The 16,029-nt window shown below is 40.7% G+C and carries 15 protein-coding genes, 1 pseudogene and 1 other annotated feature; all 16 genes and pseudogenes read right to left on the bottom strand.

Translation table 11 applies throughout. The features are described from left to right. Nucleotides 1-157: 157 nt before the first annotated feature. The gene (locus NYE23_RS01790) at nt 158-1,273 is read right to left on the bottom strand and encodes a Nif3-like dinuclear metal center hexameric protein (RefSeq protein ID WP_341075036.1); all 1,116 of its coding nucleotides are present in this window, start codon (nt 1,271-1,273) and stop codon (nt 158-160) included. Continuing rightward, complete coding sequence (locus tag NYE23_RS01785) at nt 1,270-1,977, bottom strand: tRNA (adenine(22)-N(1))-methyltransferase (protein WP_341075035.1); 708 nt, start codon at nt 1,975-1,977, stop codon at nt 1,270-1,272. Before NYE23_RS01785 ends, NYE23_RS01790 begins: the two co-directional genes overlap by 4 nt. Nucleotides 1,978-2,127: 150 nt before the next feature. Beyond that, the gene (gene cccA, locus NYE23_RS01780) at nt 2,128-2,493 is read right to left on the bottom strand and encodes a cytochrome c550 (protein WP_026583849.1); all 366 of its coding nucleotides are present in this window, start codon (nt 2,491-2,493) and stop codon (nt 2,128-2,130) included. Between the two features lie 205 nt (nt 2,494-2,698). Further along, a complete protein-coding gene (locus NYE23_RS01775) occupies nt 2,699-3,838 on the bottom strand; it encodes an acyl-CoA dehydrogenase (RefSeq protein ID WP_341075033.1) in 1,140 nt (379 codons plus the stop codon). Nucleotides 3,839-3,941: 103 nt separating this feature from the next. Continuing rightward, nucleotides 3,942-4,478: a hypothetical protein gene (locus tag NYE23_RS01770; protein WP_341075032.1), complete on the bottom strand. Its 537-nt coding sequence runs from the start codon at nt 4,476-4,478 to the stop codon at nt 3,942-3,944. A gap of 64 nt (nt 4,479-4,542) precedes the next feature. Next, nucleotides 4,543-5,667 carry an RNA polymerase sigma factor RpoD gene (gene rpoD, locus NYE23_RS01765; protein ID WP_035332682.1) on the bottom strand — a complete coding sequence of 375 codons (1,125 nt, stop codon included), beginning with the start codon at nt 5,665-5,667 and terminating at the stop codon, nt 4,543-4,545. 108 nt (nt 5,668-5,775) lie between these two features. After that, entirely contained in the window at nt 5,776-7,584 is a 1,809-nt protein-coding gene (gene dnaG / locus NYE23_RS01760; protein WP_341075031.1) for a DNA primase, read from the bottom strand. A gap of 39 nt (nt 7,585-7,623) precedes the next feature. Continuing rightward, nucleotides 7,624-8,063, bottom strand: a pseudogene (locus tag NYE23_RS01755) (YaiI/YqxD family protein). Between the two features lie 338 nt (nt 8,064-8,401). Continuing rightward, a complete protein-coding gene (locus NYE23_RS01750; protein WP_341075030.1) occupies nt 8,402-9,220 on the bottom strand; it encodes a pyruvate, water dikinase regulatory protein in 819 nt (272 codons plus the stop codon). Between the two features lie 28 nt (nt 9,221-9,248). Then, nucleotides 9,249-9,884, bottom strand: a complete 636-nt coding sequence (locus tag NYE23_RS01745) for a helix-turn-helix transcriptional regulator (RefSeq protein WP_159864983.1) — start codon at nt 9,882-9,884, stop codon at nt 9,249-9,251. A gap of 249 nt (nt 9,885-10,133) precedes the next feature. Further along, on the bottom strand, nt 10,134-12,206 hold the full coding sequence (glyS, locus tag NYE23_RS01740) for a glycine--tRNA ligase subunit beta (RefSeq protein ID WP_341075029.1): 2,073 nt from the start codon (nt 12,204-12,206) through the stop codon (nt 10,134-10,136). Continuing rightward, the gene (gene glyQ, locus NYE23_RS01735; RefSeq protein ID WP_035331136.1) at nt 12,199-13,089 is read right to left on the bottom strand and encodes a glycine--tRNA ligase subunit alpha; all 891 of its coding nucleotides are present in this window, start codon (nt 13,087-13,089) and stop codon (nt 12,199-12,201) included. Before glyQ ends, glyS begins: the two co-directional genes overlap by 8 nt. A 117-nt stretch (nt 13,090-13,206) precedes the next feature. Next, nucleotides 13,207-13,392, bottom strand: a binding site (T-box leader). 71 nt (nt 13,393-13,463) lie between these two features. Beyond that, nucleotides 13,464-14,216, bottom strand: a complete 753-nt coding sequence (gene recO, locus NYE23_RS01730) for a DNA repair protein RecO (protein WP_341075028.1) — start codon at nt 14,214-14,216, stop codon at nt 13,464-13,466. A gap of 30 nt (nt 14,217-14,246) precedes the next feature. Next, nucleotides 14,247-14,390 (bottom strand): YqzL family protein, encoded by a 144-nt coding sequence (locus NYE23_RS01725; RefSeq protein WP_009332996.1) that lies wholly within the window; start codon nt 14,388-14,390, stop codon nt 14,247-14,249. Between the two features lie 157 nt (nt 14,391-14,547). Continuing rightward, a complete protein-coding gene (gene era, locus NYE23_RS01720) occupies nt 14,548-15,462 on the bottom strand; it encodes a GTPase Era (protein ID WP_335689608.1) in 915 nt (304 codons plus the stop codon). Then, nucleotides 15,455-15,898 carry a cytidine deaminase gene (locus NYE23_RS01715; protein ID WP_341075026.1) on the bottom strand — a complete coding sequence of 148 codons (444 nt, stop codon included), beginning with the start codon at nt 15,896-15,898 and terminating at the stop codon, nt 15,455-15,457. Before NYE23_RS01715 ends, era begins: the two co-directional genes overlap by 8 nt. Nucleotides 15,899-16,029 lie beyond the last annotated feature (131 nt).

The following is a 16,029-nucleotide window of genomic DNA, read 5'->3' as shown; positions in this document are numbered from 1 at the left end:
GGCGTTCTTAGTCTTTGTTCTTCTTTTCGGGCCTTTACGGGCAGTTTGACCCCACTTACCCTCATTTGATTTCTCTGATTCTTGAAGTGGGATCTTACTGCCCGTTAGACTGCGATAAACAGAACCGGTCCCTGAGGGAAGCCGGTTCTTTTGATTTTCAGACAAATTTAAACGGATCTGTATGAACTTCGGAAGGGAAAATGGATACGCTATATCCTTTTTCGGTACACATCTGAGATAATTTTTGGGTGACTCCTTTTTTCATTACCTTTTCAACATTATGGCCGGGATCAACAATATTCAGGCCCATCATCATAGCGTCATGGGCCACATGGTAATACATGTCCCCCGTCACATATACATCAGCACCCTTCATCTTTGCTGACATAAAGTACTTGTTTCCATCTCCCCCCAGAACAGCAACTTTCTTCACTTTTGATGAAAGGTCACCCACTACACGAACTCCCTTCACTTCAAGTGTTTGTTTTACATGCTCCGCAAATTCCTCCAGAGTCATCTCGCCGATTTCTCCAATTTTACCCAGACCCAGAGCTTCACCCTTGTTTTCAAGCTTATAAATATCATAGGCAACTTCTTCATAAGGATGGTTTTTGAACATCGCAGAAAGCACTTTTTTTTCTATATGTTCAGGAAAAATGGTCTCAATGCAGACTTCATTAACAGCCGCAAGCTCACCCAGCTGGCCAATATGAGGATTTGCTTCACTGCCAGGCTTAAATTGCCCTATCCCAGAAGAGGTAAAAGAGCAATGACTGTAATTGCCGATTGAACCAGCTCCTGCGTTCCCAAGAGCTTGTCTTAAAGACTCAGCATTTTCTTCAGGCACAAACACAGCGAGCTTTTTCAATACAGTTTCATATGTGGGATATAAGACTTCCGTATTGGAAAGCTTCAGTGCATCAGCCAGCATATCATTGACCCCGCCGTTGGCGATATCCAAATTCGTATGTGCTGCATACACGGCTATATCATGTTTGATAAGCTTTTCAATAATTCTTCCTGATGGAGTATCAGTGGGAATTTTTTGCAAAGGTCTGTAGATTAAGGGATGATGAGCAATAATCAGCTGCACATTCTTTTCAATTGCCTCATCAACGACATCTTCCAGTACATCCAGGGCAATCATAACATTTTCAACAGGAGCGTTAAGCCTGCCAACCTGGAGGCCAATCTTGTCTCCTTCCATCGCATACCCTTTTGGGGAGAACTGCTCAAATAGTTGGATAATCTCATGTCCATTTATTTTTTTCATTGCATCAATACCTCCTCTGCCATTTTGATTTTTCGCTTTAACTCCTGTTTTCTCTTCTCTGTTTCTCTGGAGTATGCTGCTTTTTCAAGCTGCAAAAGGATTCTCTCCCAATTCTTCTTTTCACCGAGCCACTTGTTTTGAAATATGGCTGATTTTTGCTCCATAAGAAAAGGGCCCATCAGTAGACCTTGTTCTGTATTCTTGTATGGTTTCAATGGCTCTCCTTTTTCAGCTGCAAGGATTTCATAGACCTTTCCGTCTTCTTCAAGAATATCTTCGGCTATTAGCTCCCAGCCATTGTCAATCAGCCAGCTTCTAATCGAAATGGCACTTAGATTCGGCTGGAGGATCAGCCTCTTTACAGAAGCAAGCTTGCTCTTCCCCTCTTCAAGAATGCTCGCAATTAAAGATCCTCCCATGCCTGCTATGGTTATACAGTCAACTTCATTTGGGCTAATCACTTCAAGCCCGTTTCCTTTTCTTACGGAAATCTGATTTTCGAGTCCTTCCATTTTCACCTGTTTTTTGGCGGATTGATAAGGACCCTCCACCACTTCACCAGCAACGGCAAAAGGGACAATCCCTTTCTTTACTGCATAGCATGGCAAATACGCGTGGTCTGAGCCTATATCAGCTACTCGTGCACCTGGGGGAATATAATTTGTTACAGCTTCAAGCCGATTTGATAATTTTTCCGTATTCATATTGTCACCACTTATTTATGTATTGTAAAAAGCGCATAGCGCCTGCTCTTCTTGAGCGAACAGCTAAAAAAGCTATCGTCATTTTACGATAGCCTTTCTTATAGTATAAAAAAAGTCCTTTACATATGCAAAGGACTTTCATTATAGGTATTACTTAAGGCCTGCTAACCATTCAGCCATTTCGGCAGCTTTGTCTTGAGGCACTAATCCTGGAGGCATTGAGCCTTTACCGTTTACTACGATATCTGCGATTTCATCCTGCGATAAACGATCACCTACACCTGTTAGAGCAGGACCAACTCCGCCTTGATACTGGTCACCGTGACATCCGATACAGCTCTTCTGGTAAATTTCTTCAGGGGTCGCAGCTGCAGTTTCTTCAGTTTCAGCACCGCCGCCTTCCTGTTCTTTTGCAAGCTCTTCCATATCGCCAAGACCTTTAAAAGAAACTAGGAACATTGCTACCACACCAAAAACCATAATTAACACAAATGGAATGATTGGATTGCGATTCATGATTTAACCTCCCTTATGTAAGCACATTCAGTTTAAGTAAGTATACAAACAATCTCTATTTTACTTTAAAAAACTCAGAAGGAAAAGCCCTATTGTAAACTTTGTCAAATCTTGTTCATAAAATGGACAAAAAACTCCATCTAGAGGATGGAGTTTTTGCTAATTATTTCACCTGGATGTCTCATTCGTTCCTCAATATACAGTTTTAGCATCCAATTAGGCGCGCAATGACCATTCTTTGTACTTCTGAGGTGCCTTCCCCGATTTCTGTGAGCTTACCGTCCCTCATGTAGCGTTCTACATGGTATTCTTTCATATAGCCGTATCCGCCGTGGATCTGAACAGCCTGGTCCGCGATTTCCATACAGATTTCAGAGGCATAGAGCTTGCACATGGAAGCTTCTTTGGCAAATGGTCTTCCCTGGTCTTTCAGCCATGCAGCCTTATAGACCATATTTCGTGCCAATTCAATTTTCATCGCCATATCTGCAAGTTTAAATTGGATAGCTTGGAAGTTTGAGAGAGAACGGCCAAACTGCTGGCGCTCCTTAGCATATTGAAGTGCCTTATCGTAAGCAGCCTGCGCTATCCCCAGAGCCATTGCTCCAATACCAATACGCCCTCCATCCAATGTGATTAAAAACTGTTTGAAGCCCTCGCCTTTTTTGCCGAGCAAGTGCTCAGTCGGAACGCGTACGTCTTCAAGGACTAGTTCAGTTGTGTTAGACGCATTGAGTCCCATCTTTTCGTAATTATCGATAACCGTAAATCCTTCTGCATCCGTTGGAACAATAATCGCACTGATTTCTTTTTTACCATCCACTTCACCTGTGACTGCAGTCAAAGCTAGATGCTTCGCATAGCTGGCATTCGTAATGAAGCATTTATTACCATTAATGATATATTCCCCATCTTTTTCGACAGCTGTTGTTCTAGTACCGCCAGCATCAGAGCCTGCATTAGGCTCTGTCAAACCGAAAGCTCCAAAAGACTCACCTGTACAAATTGGCACCAGATACTTTTGCTTCTGCTCTTCGGTCCCGAATAAATAAAGCGGTGCTCCGCCAAGTGAAATATGCGCAGAGTAAGTGATTCCGGTGGACGCGCATGCCCTGCTCAACTCCTCTGTTACAATAGCAAAGCTTACAGTATCTGCCCCTGCACCGCCATATTCTTCAGGGAAAGGAAGCCCCATCAAGCCAAGGTCAGCCATTTTCTTAAATACTTCTATTGGAAATTCCTTAGTAAGGTCTCTTTCCAAAGCTCCCGGTGCCACTTCTTCCTGAGCAAATTCCCTGATTGTTTTAAGGATCATATTCTGTTCTGCAGTTAAATCAAAATTCATGTAAATCCCCCTTATAAGAACAAAAGTTGTATACGCTTTCATTACTATTATATAAGGAATGTTAGAGTTTTCTCAACATTTAAAAACTTTTTAAAATATTTTATTATATGAATATAGAAATAACTATTAAAAAGAATCCAAGCGCCCCTGATATCCATAAATATAAAAACTTCCATTTTAATCCTGTATACAGCCAAAGAACACAATTAATTACTAGGGAAGCATAGAGAATTCTTTCGTTTTCGGGATATAACTCCGATACATAACCAACAGATCCCATCAGTAAAATCAAAGCTGCTGAGATGATGGGTATATGTATCATTTTTACTTTTCCAGAAAAATAAAAAATAAAGAAAATACACGCAGAAATGAAAAGAATTAAAATGACGGTTTGCAAAGTAATAGACAATTCAGTAAAATAAATTAATAAAGCAGAAATTGGAATCAGCAGCAGGAGGATAAGGTTGGCAAGATATAGAACCATTGTATTTTTACGTTTTTTTATTTCTTTCGGCTGACTTCCTTCTGTGTAAAGAGCAAGCAGGTAGTCACAATATTGATCAGGGAGCATTCGGCTCTTTTTCCAATGCAGCAGTTCGTTAACAATAATTTTTTTTCTGTTTTCTTCCAACCAAAGCACATCCTGTCAAAAAAAATAGTTTACTTCTATTTTAAGAAGTAAACTATCCACTGGCAATTATTTTTTATTCTAAAAAGTCTTTTAAACGTTTGCTTCTGCTCGGATGGCGAAGTTTTCTTAGGGCTTTGGCTTCTATTTGGCGAATACGTTCGCGGGTAACGCCAAATACCTTGCCAACTTCTTCAAGAGTCCTGGTGCGGCCATCGTCAAGACCGAATCGAAGACGCAGAACGTTTTCTTCACGGTCAGTCAGTGTGTCCAGAACATCTTCTAGCTGTTCCTTCAAGAGCTCGTATGCCGCGTGCTCTGATGGAGAAGTCGCATCCTGATCTTCAATAAAGTCACCTAAGTGAGAGTCATCCTCCTCACCAATAGGTGTTTCTAATGATACAGGCTCCTGTGCAATCTTAAGAATTTCTCTAACTTTGTCTGGAGTTAAATCCATATCTTCAGCAATTTCTTCTGGTGTTGGTTCACGGCCAAGATCCTGAAGAAGCTGGCGCTGAACACGAATCAATTTATTGATGGTTTCCACCATATGGACAGGAATACGAATGGTCCTGGCCTGGTCAGCAATCGCTCTCGTAATGGCCTGGCGTATCCACCATGTTGCATACGTACTGAACTTAAATCCTTTGCGATAGTCAAATTTTTCAACCGCTTTTATCAGTCCCATATTCCCTTCCTGGATAAGGTCAAGGAACAGCATTCCGCGTCCTACATACCTTTTAGCGATACTTACAACCAATCGGAGGTTCGCTTCTGCCAGACGTCTTTTCGCCTCTTCGTCGCCTTCCTCAATTCGATTGGCGAGTGCAATCTCTTCTTCTGCAGAGAGTAAATCCACACGACCAATCTCTTTTAAGTACATACGGACAGGATCATTAATTTTTACACCCGGAGGAACACTTAAATCATTAAGATCAAATTCTTCCTCATTTTTTGCAAGTTCCTGAACATTTGGATCTTCATTTTCATTATCTCCGACTAACTCAACACCCTGATCTCCGAGGAATTCATAGAATTCATCCATCTGGTGGGAATCGAGTTCAAATTGAGACAATCTTTCTGCTATATCATCATAGGCAAGGACACCTGTCTTTTTTCCTATTTCAACTAATTGATCTTTCGCTTGTTCAAGGGTCAATTCTGTATCAACCTCTTTTGAACGGGCCGACTTTTCAGCCATATGTCCCCCTCCTTCCAAAAATCACACACATTCTAATACATCTTCAAATGGAACCATCCCTTAGAAGACGCATAATCCCAAATTATTTATTTAAGGCACACAGCCTTCTTATAGTGACTTTCGCAAATGAAGAATCTCCATTGCGATTAAAGCCGCTTTAGCATAATCTTTTTGGCGTTCTGCTTCCTTTTCTTCATTTAGTTTTTCTTTTATTTTTAACATCTTTTGATAATTCAACACCTGTTTAAGGTAATCTGATAATTCCTGTTCGCTTATTTCATCGTTTATGGACATCATTTCTATATCCACCACAATGCGCTTAAGCTTTTCATCATTTATAAAATTTATGAATGCGCTTGGATCAGGCGTATGGCCTTTTTCGTAGAAACCTAAAAGATAGGTAATAATAGCCTGGTGTTCATCAATGTTAAATGTATTTCCCTGAAGCATATCCTGAACTTTAAATGCTACGTCACTATTTCTGAGCATGTGGGCAATCAGCCTTCTTTCCGCTGTATGGTAGGCGGGTTTTAGACTGTCAGCCCTTTTGGGTGTCTGCAGCCTTTTTTGAGGCTCGAAAGCACCTGTGCCCTTCTGGCTGCTTTTTCTCTTCTCCGTGTAATAGACCTGTTTTTGCTGCTCTTTCAAGGCTTCCAGAGAAAGCGAAAATTCATTCGCAAGCTGGCGAAGATAATGGTCTCTTTCTACCGCTTTATCAAGCCGGCTGATTTCCTTTAATACCTCTTCGATATAAAGGAGCCTATCTCCTTCATTTTGAAGTCTTTTGCCTCTTCGGAGATAAAGAAGCTTAAATGCCATAAAGGTTATGCTGGACTCGATTACATCATGACGAAATTTTTCTTCGCCATATTCTTTAATATAATCATCCGGATCATAGCCGTCAGGCATGAGTGCCACTCTGATCTGACAGCCTGCTTCCATTAGCAGGTTTGCTGCCCGGTATGCGGCTTCGATACCGGCATTATCGGAATCATAACAGATCGTGATTGATTGAACATTTCTTCTTAAGGAAGCAACATGTTCTTCAGTTAAAGCGGTGCCCATCGTACCAACACCATTACCGACACCAGCACGATCAGCGGCGATTACATCTGCAAACCCTTCAAAAAGAACGGCTCTCTGCAATTTTTTAATCTGTGGTCTCGCCAGATGAAAATTATATAAAGTTTTGCTTTTATTGAAGATTGCTGTTTCAGGACTATTTAAATATTTGGGCTCATCGGCCCCGAGTGATCTCCCTGAAAAAGCAATCGTATTTCCGCTGCGGTCAAAAATAGGGAACATAATTCTATCTCTGAAGCGGTCAAAATAGTTCCCATCTTTCTCCCTTTTGATGATCAGTCCTGCTCTTTCCATGACGCCTTCGGGGAACTTTCTTTTAGTCAGGAACTTGAAGACAAAATCCCAGGATTTCAATGAATAACCGATTTGAAATTTCTCGATCGACTCCATTGTAAAGCCTCTATTGAGCAAATATTCTAATGCATGCTGACCATCTTTTGTGTTTACAAGCAGATGGTGATAAAATTTACGTAGAAGCTCATGGGCTTCCATCATCTGCTGTATATCCACAGGCATTGATTTAGCTGATGCCGCATCAATTTCAAGCTTGACATTTCCCTTTTCAGCGAGTTTTAGTGCGGCTTCCTGAAAGGAATATCCTTCTAAATCCATTAAGAAAGAAAAGGCATTGCCTCCTGCTCCGCATCCAAAGCAATGATAGATTTGCTTTTCGGGTGATACAGAAAAGGAAGGTGTATTTTCGCCATGAAAAGGACAAAGCCCAAAATAGTTGCGTCCTTGCTTGTTTAGTTGAATATAGTCGCCAATGACATCAACAATATCTACAGCTTGCCGAATTTCATTTACTTTCTCCTCGGCGATCCGTTCTGCCATATGAACAACTCCATTACTTACTCAGGTATTCGATAAACGTTACTGAATCCCTTCAAAATTCGACAAAATCTTGGTCAATTGCTGCACAAACCTGGATCGCTCCTCTTGGCTAAATGGTTTTGGGCCTTTTCCATAAACCCCTCTTCTTCGCGCCTTAGCTGAAAGATGCCTCATTTCCAAAGCGGTTCGAATTTCACTTTCTTCAAATAAAATTCCCCTGGGAGAAAGGACATAAACACCCTTTAGCAAAAGAGTTGATGCCAATCCAATGTCTTGAGTTACAACTGCATCTCCTGATTTCACATTATTCATTATGAATAAATCTGCAGCTTCCTTACTGCTGTCAACAAATTTCCAGACAGCCCATTCAGGTCATTTTGCATATGGGCATAGGAAGCAACAAATACTGCGTCCACAGTAAAGGAATTGGCTATTTCGACAATTTCTTCTTTTACAGGACAGGAATCAGCATCTACCATAATGATTGGTTTGCCTAATGTTCTAATAATTCTACATCACTCCGCATAATCCTTCTTTACATGAATAACTTTTGCATAGTGAGATATGTCGAATTTTTTCTTGGTCGAAAGCTTGACATGCCACAATAAATAGTTTATTCCTTGACAATGAACTCTAAACCTATTCGGATACATTTTTATCACAATTTTTTATTATAGTACATTAATCTCTATTTTGCCATTATTTTATCTGGCAAGAATATAATTAAATTTTGCCGTTTCTTTCTCATCATAAAGTGAAATCCCCCAAAAAACTGGCTGCCGACAAAAAAAGAAAAGGCACATAAAGAATTTATGTGCTAGCTTTTCGGAAAGTTTTTCCGGTATTGACTTAGGATCATATTGGCTGTTTCTTCTACAGCTTTGTTCGTGACATCAATAACCGGGCATTTAATTTTGGAAACTATTTTTTCAAAGTAACCTATTTCTTCTTTGATTCTTTCTATATTAGCATAGCTGGCATTATCGCTTAGACCTAATGATATCAGGCGTTCTCTTCGGATGAAGTTTAATTTTTCAGGGCTGATTTTCAAACCGAAGCACTTATCCGGCGGGACAAGAAACAGCTCTTCTGGAGGATCGACTTCAGGCACAAGGGGCACGTTAGCCACTTTAAGGCGCTTATGGGCAAGATACTGGGAAAGAGGTGTTTTTGAAGTCCTTGATACACCTATAAGCACTATATCAGCCTTTAATATTCCACGAGGGTCACGGCCATCATCATATTTTACAGCGAACTCAATTGCCTCAATCTTTTTAAAATAATCCTCATCAAGCTTCCTGACCAGTCCAGGTTCAAAAAGCGGTGTAATGCCGCAGGCTCTTTGGATTTGATCCATTAATGGGCCAACAATATCAAAAGCATATATCCCTTCTTCAGCAGCCCGCTGGTTAATATATTTCCTCATGTCCGGCTTGACCATTGTATAGGCTATCATCCCATTATCAAGCTTTGCGAGCGAAATGACTTCATCAATATGTATTTTCTCTTCGACATATGGAAAGCGCTTAATAGATATATCACTGCCATTGAACTGGCTCGTTGCAGCTTTTGTTACAAGTTCGGCCGTTTCTCCAACTGAGTCTGAAACGACGTAAATGACCGGCAATTTTTTCATCCTTCAACACCATCTCCTTCTTAGATTGCTACTTTTCCCCGGCCAGAGCCAAGAACGCTTTTGTCAGATTTGTTTTGGTTATCCTGCCGTTTACTTCGAACCCTTTCTCCGTCTTTCTTACAACAGGAAGGGCGTCGATTTGCTTTTCAATCAGCTTTTTAGCAACTTCTATGAGCAAATCATCTTTTTCACACATGGTAATATTAGGCATTCTTGTCATAATAATATTAACAGGGATGGAATTTAGTTCCTGCTTGCCAATACTTGCTCGCAGTAAATCCTTCCTTGACAGAACCCCAACAAGCAGTGAACCCTGATCGACAACAAATAACGTGCCGACATCTTCTAGAAACATTGTCACTATAGCATCATATACCGAAACATTCTCATTAACCACTACAGGAATGGATTGATAATCCCTTACATAAAGCTTTTGAAGGTTTTCTGTCAACAGCTGTGCCCCAGTCTTCCCTGTATAAAAATAACCTACACGCGGACGGGCATCTAAATAGCCTGCCATCGTTAATATAGCCAGATCCGGCCTTAGTGTTGCCCTCGTTAGACTAAGCTGTTCCGCTATACTCTCACCAGTGATCGGCCCGTTTTCCTTAACGATTTCTATGATCTTTTCCTGCCTTTTATTTAATTCGATTTTCCTCACCACCTAATCTGAAAAGGAGATGCTATTGGCACTCATTTTCCACTATAATAAGGTTATACTTTTATATAATTATTATATACTATATATCATAAATGAAAAGATGTGTTTCATATATAGTTTGTTTTATACTGCCTAATATGCCCAAAATACGAAAGAGCCCGTCAAAAACAGGCTCTTTCCTGACAGCCACGGCAGCTGTCCTCATCTTAGATTTTAATCGTATTAAAGCATAAAACGCAAAATTTCAGCTTATTACTTAACAATTATTTCATTCATATTTGCAAATTTCTTTATCACATCAGCCAAATGTGCCATTTGCTGCAGCCTATTGCGGCGAATTTCCTGATTCTCATCCATTACCATAGTATGCTCGAAGTATTGATCAATTTCAGGTTTCAAGCTGATTAGCAAGTTAAAGGCTTCTTCCTCGTTAACCTCTTTTTTCAATTCCTCGTTAACTGATAAATATTTGCTGAACAGAGCTTTTTCGTTTTCATTTTCAAATAAGCCGCTGTCTATATCCCCTTTATCTTCTGCCTTAGAAGCAATGTTGATTACCCGGCTAAGAGCTTCAATGCTTTCCTTGAAGCCTTCTGCATCCTTGTGGGACTCCAATACTTGGGCTCTCTTCACAAGTGAAGGCACGGAGCCGATATCATTTCCTAAAACAGCTTCAATCAAGTCATAGCGCACTGCTTTTTCCTGCAGCATATATTTAATTCTTAATTTAAAGAAAGAAACTAATTCCTGCATCAATTCACTTTTTGATTTCTTTCCAATATCCGCATTAAGAACAGTCTCAGAAGATAATGAAATCAATTCTTCGAGGTTCAAATTCCAGTTTCTCGCCAGTAACGTCTGGATGATACCCGATGCCTGTCTTCTTAAGGCATATGGATCCTGGGAACCGCTTGGAATAATTCCAATTGCAAAGGATGACACAATTGTGTCCAGCTTCTCAGCAATGGAAAGCAATGCACCGGCATCACTATCCGGCGTCCGGTCCTCTGCATTGCGCGGCATGTAATGTTCATTAATTGCACGTGCCACAGCTTCTTTTTCACCTTTTTGCAGGGCGTATTTTTCCCCCATAAAACCTTGCAGCTCAGGAAATTCATAAACCATATGCGAAACAAGGTCAAACTTTGAGATTTCAGCAGCCCGATCTGTCACTGCTTTTGCTTCATCACTGAAGTCAAGCTTCTCGCTCAGTTTCGCTGCCAGCTGGCGGACACGGTCTACCTTTTCGGCAAGTGTACCAATTTCCTCATGATACACAATGTTTTTAAGTTTTTCGATCGATGCCGCAATATCCGTTTTTTGGTCTTCCCTGTAGAAGAAAGCTGCATCAGAAAGTCTTGCCCGCAATACTTTCTCATTTCCTTTAGCCACTTTCTCCAAATGTTCATGAGAACCATTCCGGACTGTTACAAAGTAAGGAAGAAGCGTGCCGTCTTTGGACTTTACCGGGAAATAGCGCTGATGCTCTTTCATGGAAGTAATTAAAACCTCTTCCGGAAGTTCAAGGTATTCTTCTTCAAATGTGCCATATAATGCAGTCGGGTACTCAACAAGATTGTTTACTTCTTCCAATAGTTCTTCATCCACCGGGATAACCCAGCCATGCTCTTCCTCTATTTTTTCCAATTGTGAAAGAATGGCACTTTTTCTTTCCTGAGGGTTAGTTATTACATATTGTGCCAGCAGGGCCTTTTCATAATCAGAAGGATTGTTAATTTCAATCTCTTTCCCTAAAAAGCGGTGACCTCTTGTAAGGTTGGAAGTCTGAACATTTGTGATGGAAAAAGGTATGATTTCATTTCCAAATAGCGCCATAAGCCACTTGATAGGCCTGATAAAGCGCAGCTCCTGATTTGCCCAGCGCATATTCTTCGGGAATGATAACGAAGTGACAATCTGCTGAAGTTCAGGAAGCAGTGCAGCTGTTTCCTGCCCTTTAATGAATTTGCTGACATGGGCGTATTCAATACCGTTAATTTCTTTAAAGAATATATCTTCTACAGAAGCTCCCTGACCCCGGCTGAATCCAACCGCAGCTTTTGACCATTCTCCATCCTCGGTTAATGCAATTTTTTTCGCAGGTCCTTTCGCTTCCTCATTTATGTCTTCCTGGGCGGTATCCACTCCCGTAACAAGAACAGCCAAACGGCGTGGAGAGGAGAAAGCGCTGATCTCGCCAAAAGATATTTTCTTTTCCAACAGCCATGATTTCACTTTATCTGAAAGCTGATTCATCGAATTAGTGACAAATCTGGCAGGCATTTCTTCTAGTCCAATTTCCAGCAGAAGATCTTTCTTATTCATGAGATCCTTCCTCCTTATCCTTTAAAATTGGAAAGCCAAGTTTTTCTCTCTCTTCATAAAAGGTTTTGGCTATTTTTCTGGCCAGATTCCGGCACCTTGCAATATAGCCTGTTCTTTCTGTTACTGAGATCGCTCCCCTTGCATCGAGCAGGTTAAAAGTATGGGAACATTTCAATACATAGTCATAAGCCGGGTGTACAAGCCCTTCATCCATTTGCCTATGTGCTTCTTTCTCATAGATATTGAACAAATTAAAGAGCATTTCCTGATCTGATGTTTCAAACGTATATTTGGAATGCTCAAACTCGGGCTGCAGGAAAATGTCCCTAACTGTAAATCCTTCTGTCCATTCAAGGTCAAATACATTTTCCTTATCCTGAATGTAAGAGGCAAGCCTTTCAATTCCGTATGTAATTTCAACAGATACAGGCTTGCATTCCAATCCGCCTACCTGCTGGAAGTATGTGAACTGTGTTATTTCCATACCATCAAGCCAAACTTCCCATCCTAAGCCTGCGCAGCCAAGAGAAGGATTTTCCCAGTTATCTTCTACAAACCGGATGTCATGTTCAAGCGGATCAATGCCCAATGCCTTGAGTGAATCAAGATACAGCTCCTGGATATTATCCGGCGACGGCTTCATGATCACCTGAAATTGATGATGCTGATAAAGCCGGTTTGGATTCTCTCCATATCGGCCATCGGCCGGACGGCGTGAAGGTTCTACATAAGCCACATTCCACGGCTCTGGTCCAATCGCTCGTAAAAATGTATAAGGGCTCATTGTACCGGCGCCTTTTTCAGTATCATAAGCCTGCATGAGGATACAACCCTGTTCAGACCAATGTTTTTGAAGTGTTAAAATCATGTTTTGAATATTCATAGGACACCTCTTTCTTATTTTTTATTAAATAAACAATTATGAACTTAGCAGCTGTCTACCTATAGAACTTCCATCTTCAGTAAACATAAAAAAACTCCCGTCTCTATGCCCACATGGCATAGGGACGAGAGTTCACCCGCGGTTCCACCCTATTTGCTGCGATTTTGACCGCAGCCTCTTTGGTTGTCGATAGACAAAATTGCTCCAGAGCGCCCTTCCTTAACCATCCATACCCGGCTCCCACTGTCCCAGGTTCGCTTTAATGAGAAAAAGTTAAGTACTCTTCTCCTTCACAGCAATAATATTTTATTAATTTGAATCATAGCGGAATTACATTGGATTGTCAATCTTAAGTAAAAAGCAAAAGGATATCATTACATAAGATCATTAAACTTGTCCATTTGATTCAAAAACTTCTTAGACTTAAGGTTTAAGCCGGAATACTCTTCATAATAAGCAGAGATAATCTTTTTCAATTCAGCTTTGGTCTCCGGTTTAACAGAGATATTGCCGAGTCTGGACAAGTCAAAAAAATAAAACAGTCGCAGCAGCTTAATTGTCGCCTGTGATACTTTATAATGATAAGGATCCTTATCAAGACAGCGATGACAAATGAGTCCGTTTTCCCGGATAGAAAATGCAAAATGTCCGTCAGTGCTTCCGCAGACAGAACATTGATCAAGAACTGGATATAAACCTAGACCATTCAGCATTTTCATTTCATAAATGTTCGTGAGAATTTCCGGGTCATATCCTTCGTTAATTAAATTTAGCGTTTGATGCAGCAATTCAAACAAAAATGGGTTGGGCTTCTTATCCTCACTGCTTTTATCAGTCAAATCGACAATATAGCTTGCATAAGCCGTCAGAAAAATATCTTCTTTAATAGATCGCATGGATGAAATCATGTCACCCTGCTGCAGGGTACCGAGACCGCTTCCGCGCTGAACTAAAAAATTCCCGTATGTAAAAAGCTGGGTGACAGCTGCAAGTCTGCTGTTGGGCTTTTTCGCTCCTCGTGCCATCACACCAACTTTACCCCATTCCCGGGTATATAAAGTAACTATCTTATTTGTTTCACTATAATTAGTTGTCCTGATGACGATGCCTTCACATTTATCAAGCAACCGTGACACCATCCCTGTCTTTCGACAAACCTATGAGATGGGAAAATCAGCTTCTGCTAGCTCTTCATCATTGCTGCCGGGTATATCCTGAGTTTCCTTTTCTAGCTCCTTGAAGAGAAGATATGTGTCAATATTTCCTGTCTGGGAAAACACTCTCCAGGTAAAATCCATCATCGAAAACCCCACCTTTCAGTTATTCAACTAGCAATTCTTTATCCCAATACATTTATTTATATCATAGCCTGTCTTTGTAAAATCATGAGACGAAAATATTGTCAATCACCTGTATGCATATAAATCAGAAATAGATAATACTTTAATTAGGGCTGGTTCAGTACTCATCTTCACGGAAGCCAAAATCGCGGAGCTGAGACATTTTATTGCGCCAGTCTTTCTGGACTTTGACCCAAAGCTCCAGAAAAACCTGTGATCCAAGAAGATTTTCAATATCCACCCTGGCTCTTTTTCCGATTTCCTTGAGCATTTTTCCTTGCTTTCCAATCACAATCCCTTTTTGGGAGTCACGTTCCACAATGATCGTTGCCATGACATGGACGACATCCTTGTCTTCGCGGCGCTCCATTTTATCAATAGTTACAGCCAGTGAGTGCGGTATTTCTTCTCTCGTTAAGTGCAGCGCTTTTTCCCTGATCAGTTCGGAAACAATAAATCTTTCTGGGTGATCTGTTACCTGATCAGCAGGATAAAACTGCGGCCCTTCCGGAATATATTTTTTAATCTGTCCTAACAGCGTCTCTACATTATTGCCTTCTAAAGCAGAAATGGGGATAATTTCGCTGAAATCGTACTTTTCCTTGTAAGATTCAATAATTTTAAGAAGTTCATCTGGATGTACCTGGTCAATCTTATTGATCACAAGGAAAATTGGCGTACGGACTGACTGAAATTTCTCAAGTATGAATTCTTCACCGCGTCCAAAGCCTTCCTGGGCATTTACCATAAACAGGATGACATCCACTTCTTTCAGTGTGTTTTGGGCAACTTTCATCATGAAGTCTCCCAGTTTATGCTTTGGCTTATGAATTCCTGGCGTATCAATAAAAATAAATTGTGCGTCATTGGTTGTCAGGACACCCTGAACTTTATTGCGCGTTGTTTGCGGCTTATCACTCATAATGGCAATTTTCTGCCCAATTACGCGATTTAAAAACGTTGATTTTCCTACGTTTGGTCTGCCGATTATGGAAATAAAGCCTGATTTGTGTCCTTGTTGTGTATTATTCATGTAAGTCCTCCGGTGAAAATGCTCCTGGCAGTAATTTTTCAACTGTTAGTTCTTTAATATCCCCTTTTAAGTTGGTTAAAACAACTTTCATTTCAGGCGGACATAATTCGGATATTACCTGTCTGCATGCACCGCATGGGGGGACAGGACGGTCTGTGTCAGCAACAACAGCAATGGCTGAAAAGCTTTTTACGCCATCAGAATACGCTTTGAAAAGCGCAGTCCTTTCAGCACAATTACACATGCTGTACGCTGCATTTTCTATGTTGCAGCCGTGAAAAACCTGACCGTCACTGCTTAATAGCGCCGCTCCCACTTTGAATTTTGAATATGGCACATATGCTCTATCTCTTGCAATCTTTGCTTCCTGTATTAGTTGATCGTTATTCACAAATATTTCTTCCTTTCCTGTAAAACGGAGCTGCTCCCGATGCAATCATGGTCCTTTGGGCTCGCAAAGCTTCTTTCTGTAAAAAGCAGCCGCTTCTCTTTTATTTTACAACATTTTACTTTGATTTTCATCGTTTGTAGCAAAAACGTAATAAAAAAATTGAATTTTCTAAAAAT

This window comes from Cytobacillus sp. FSL H8-0458 (genome assembly GCF_038002165.1).
GTDB lineage: Bacteria > Bacillota > Bacilli > Bacillales > Cytobacillaceae > Cytobacillus.
Note: the sequence above shows the minus strand (reverse complement) of the source record. Positions and strands in the feature narration are given on the sequence as shown.

Coding starts and splice junctions, on each gene's coding strand:
- NYE23_RS01785 (WP_341075035.1), bottom strand. CDS start 1,977: ATGAATACGGAAAAATTATCAAATCGGCTTGAAGCTGTAACAAATTAT.
- glyQ (WP_035331136.1), bottom strand. CDS start 13,089: ATGAATATTCAAAACATGATTTTAACACTTCAAAAACATTGGTCTGAA.
- dnaG (WP_341075031.1), bottom strand. CDS start 7,584: ATGGCAGAACGGATCGCCGAGGAGAAAGTAAATGAAATTCGGCAAGCT.
- rpoD (WP_035332682.1), bottom strand. CDS start 5,667: ATGGCTGAAAAGTCGGCCCGTTCAAAAGAGGTTGATACAGAATTGACC.
- era (WP_335689608.1), bottom strand. CDS start 15,462: ATGAATAATACACAACAAGGACACAAATCAGGCTTTATTTCCATAATC.
- NYE23_RS01775 (WP_341075033.1), bottom strand. CDS start 3,838: ATGAATTTTGATTTAACTGCAGAACAGAATATGATCCTTAAAACAATC.
- NYE23_RS01725 (WP_009332996.1), bottom strand. CDS start 14,390: ATGATGGATTTTACCTGGAGAGTGTTTTCCCAGACAGGAAATATTGAC.
- glyS (WP_341075029.1), bottom strand. CDS start 12,206: ATGAATAAGAAAGATCTTCTGCTGGAAATTGGACTAGAAGAAATGCCT.
- cccA (WP_026583849.1), bottom strand. CDS start 2,493: ATGAATCGCAATCCAATCATTCCATTTGTGTTAATTATGGTTTTTGGT.
- NYE23_RS01750 (WP_341075030.1), bottom strand. CDS start 9,220: ATGAAAAAATTGCCGGTCATTTACGTCGTTTCAGACTCAGTTGGAGAA.
- NYE23_RS01790 (WP_341075036.1), bottom strand. CDS start 1,273: ATGAAAAAAATAAATGGACATGAGATTATCCAACTATTTGAGCAGTTC.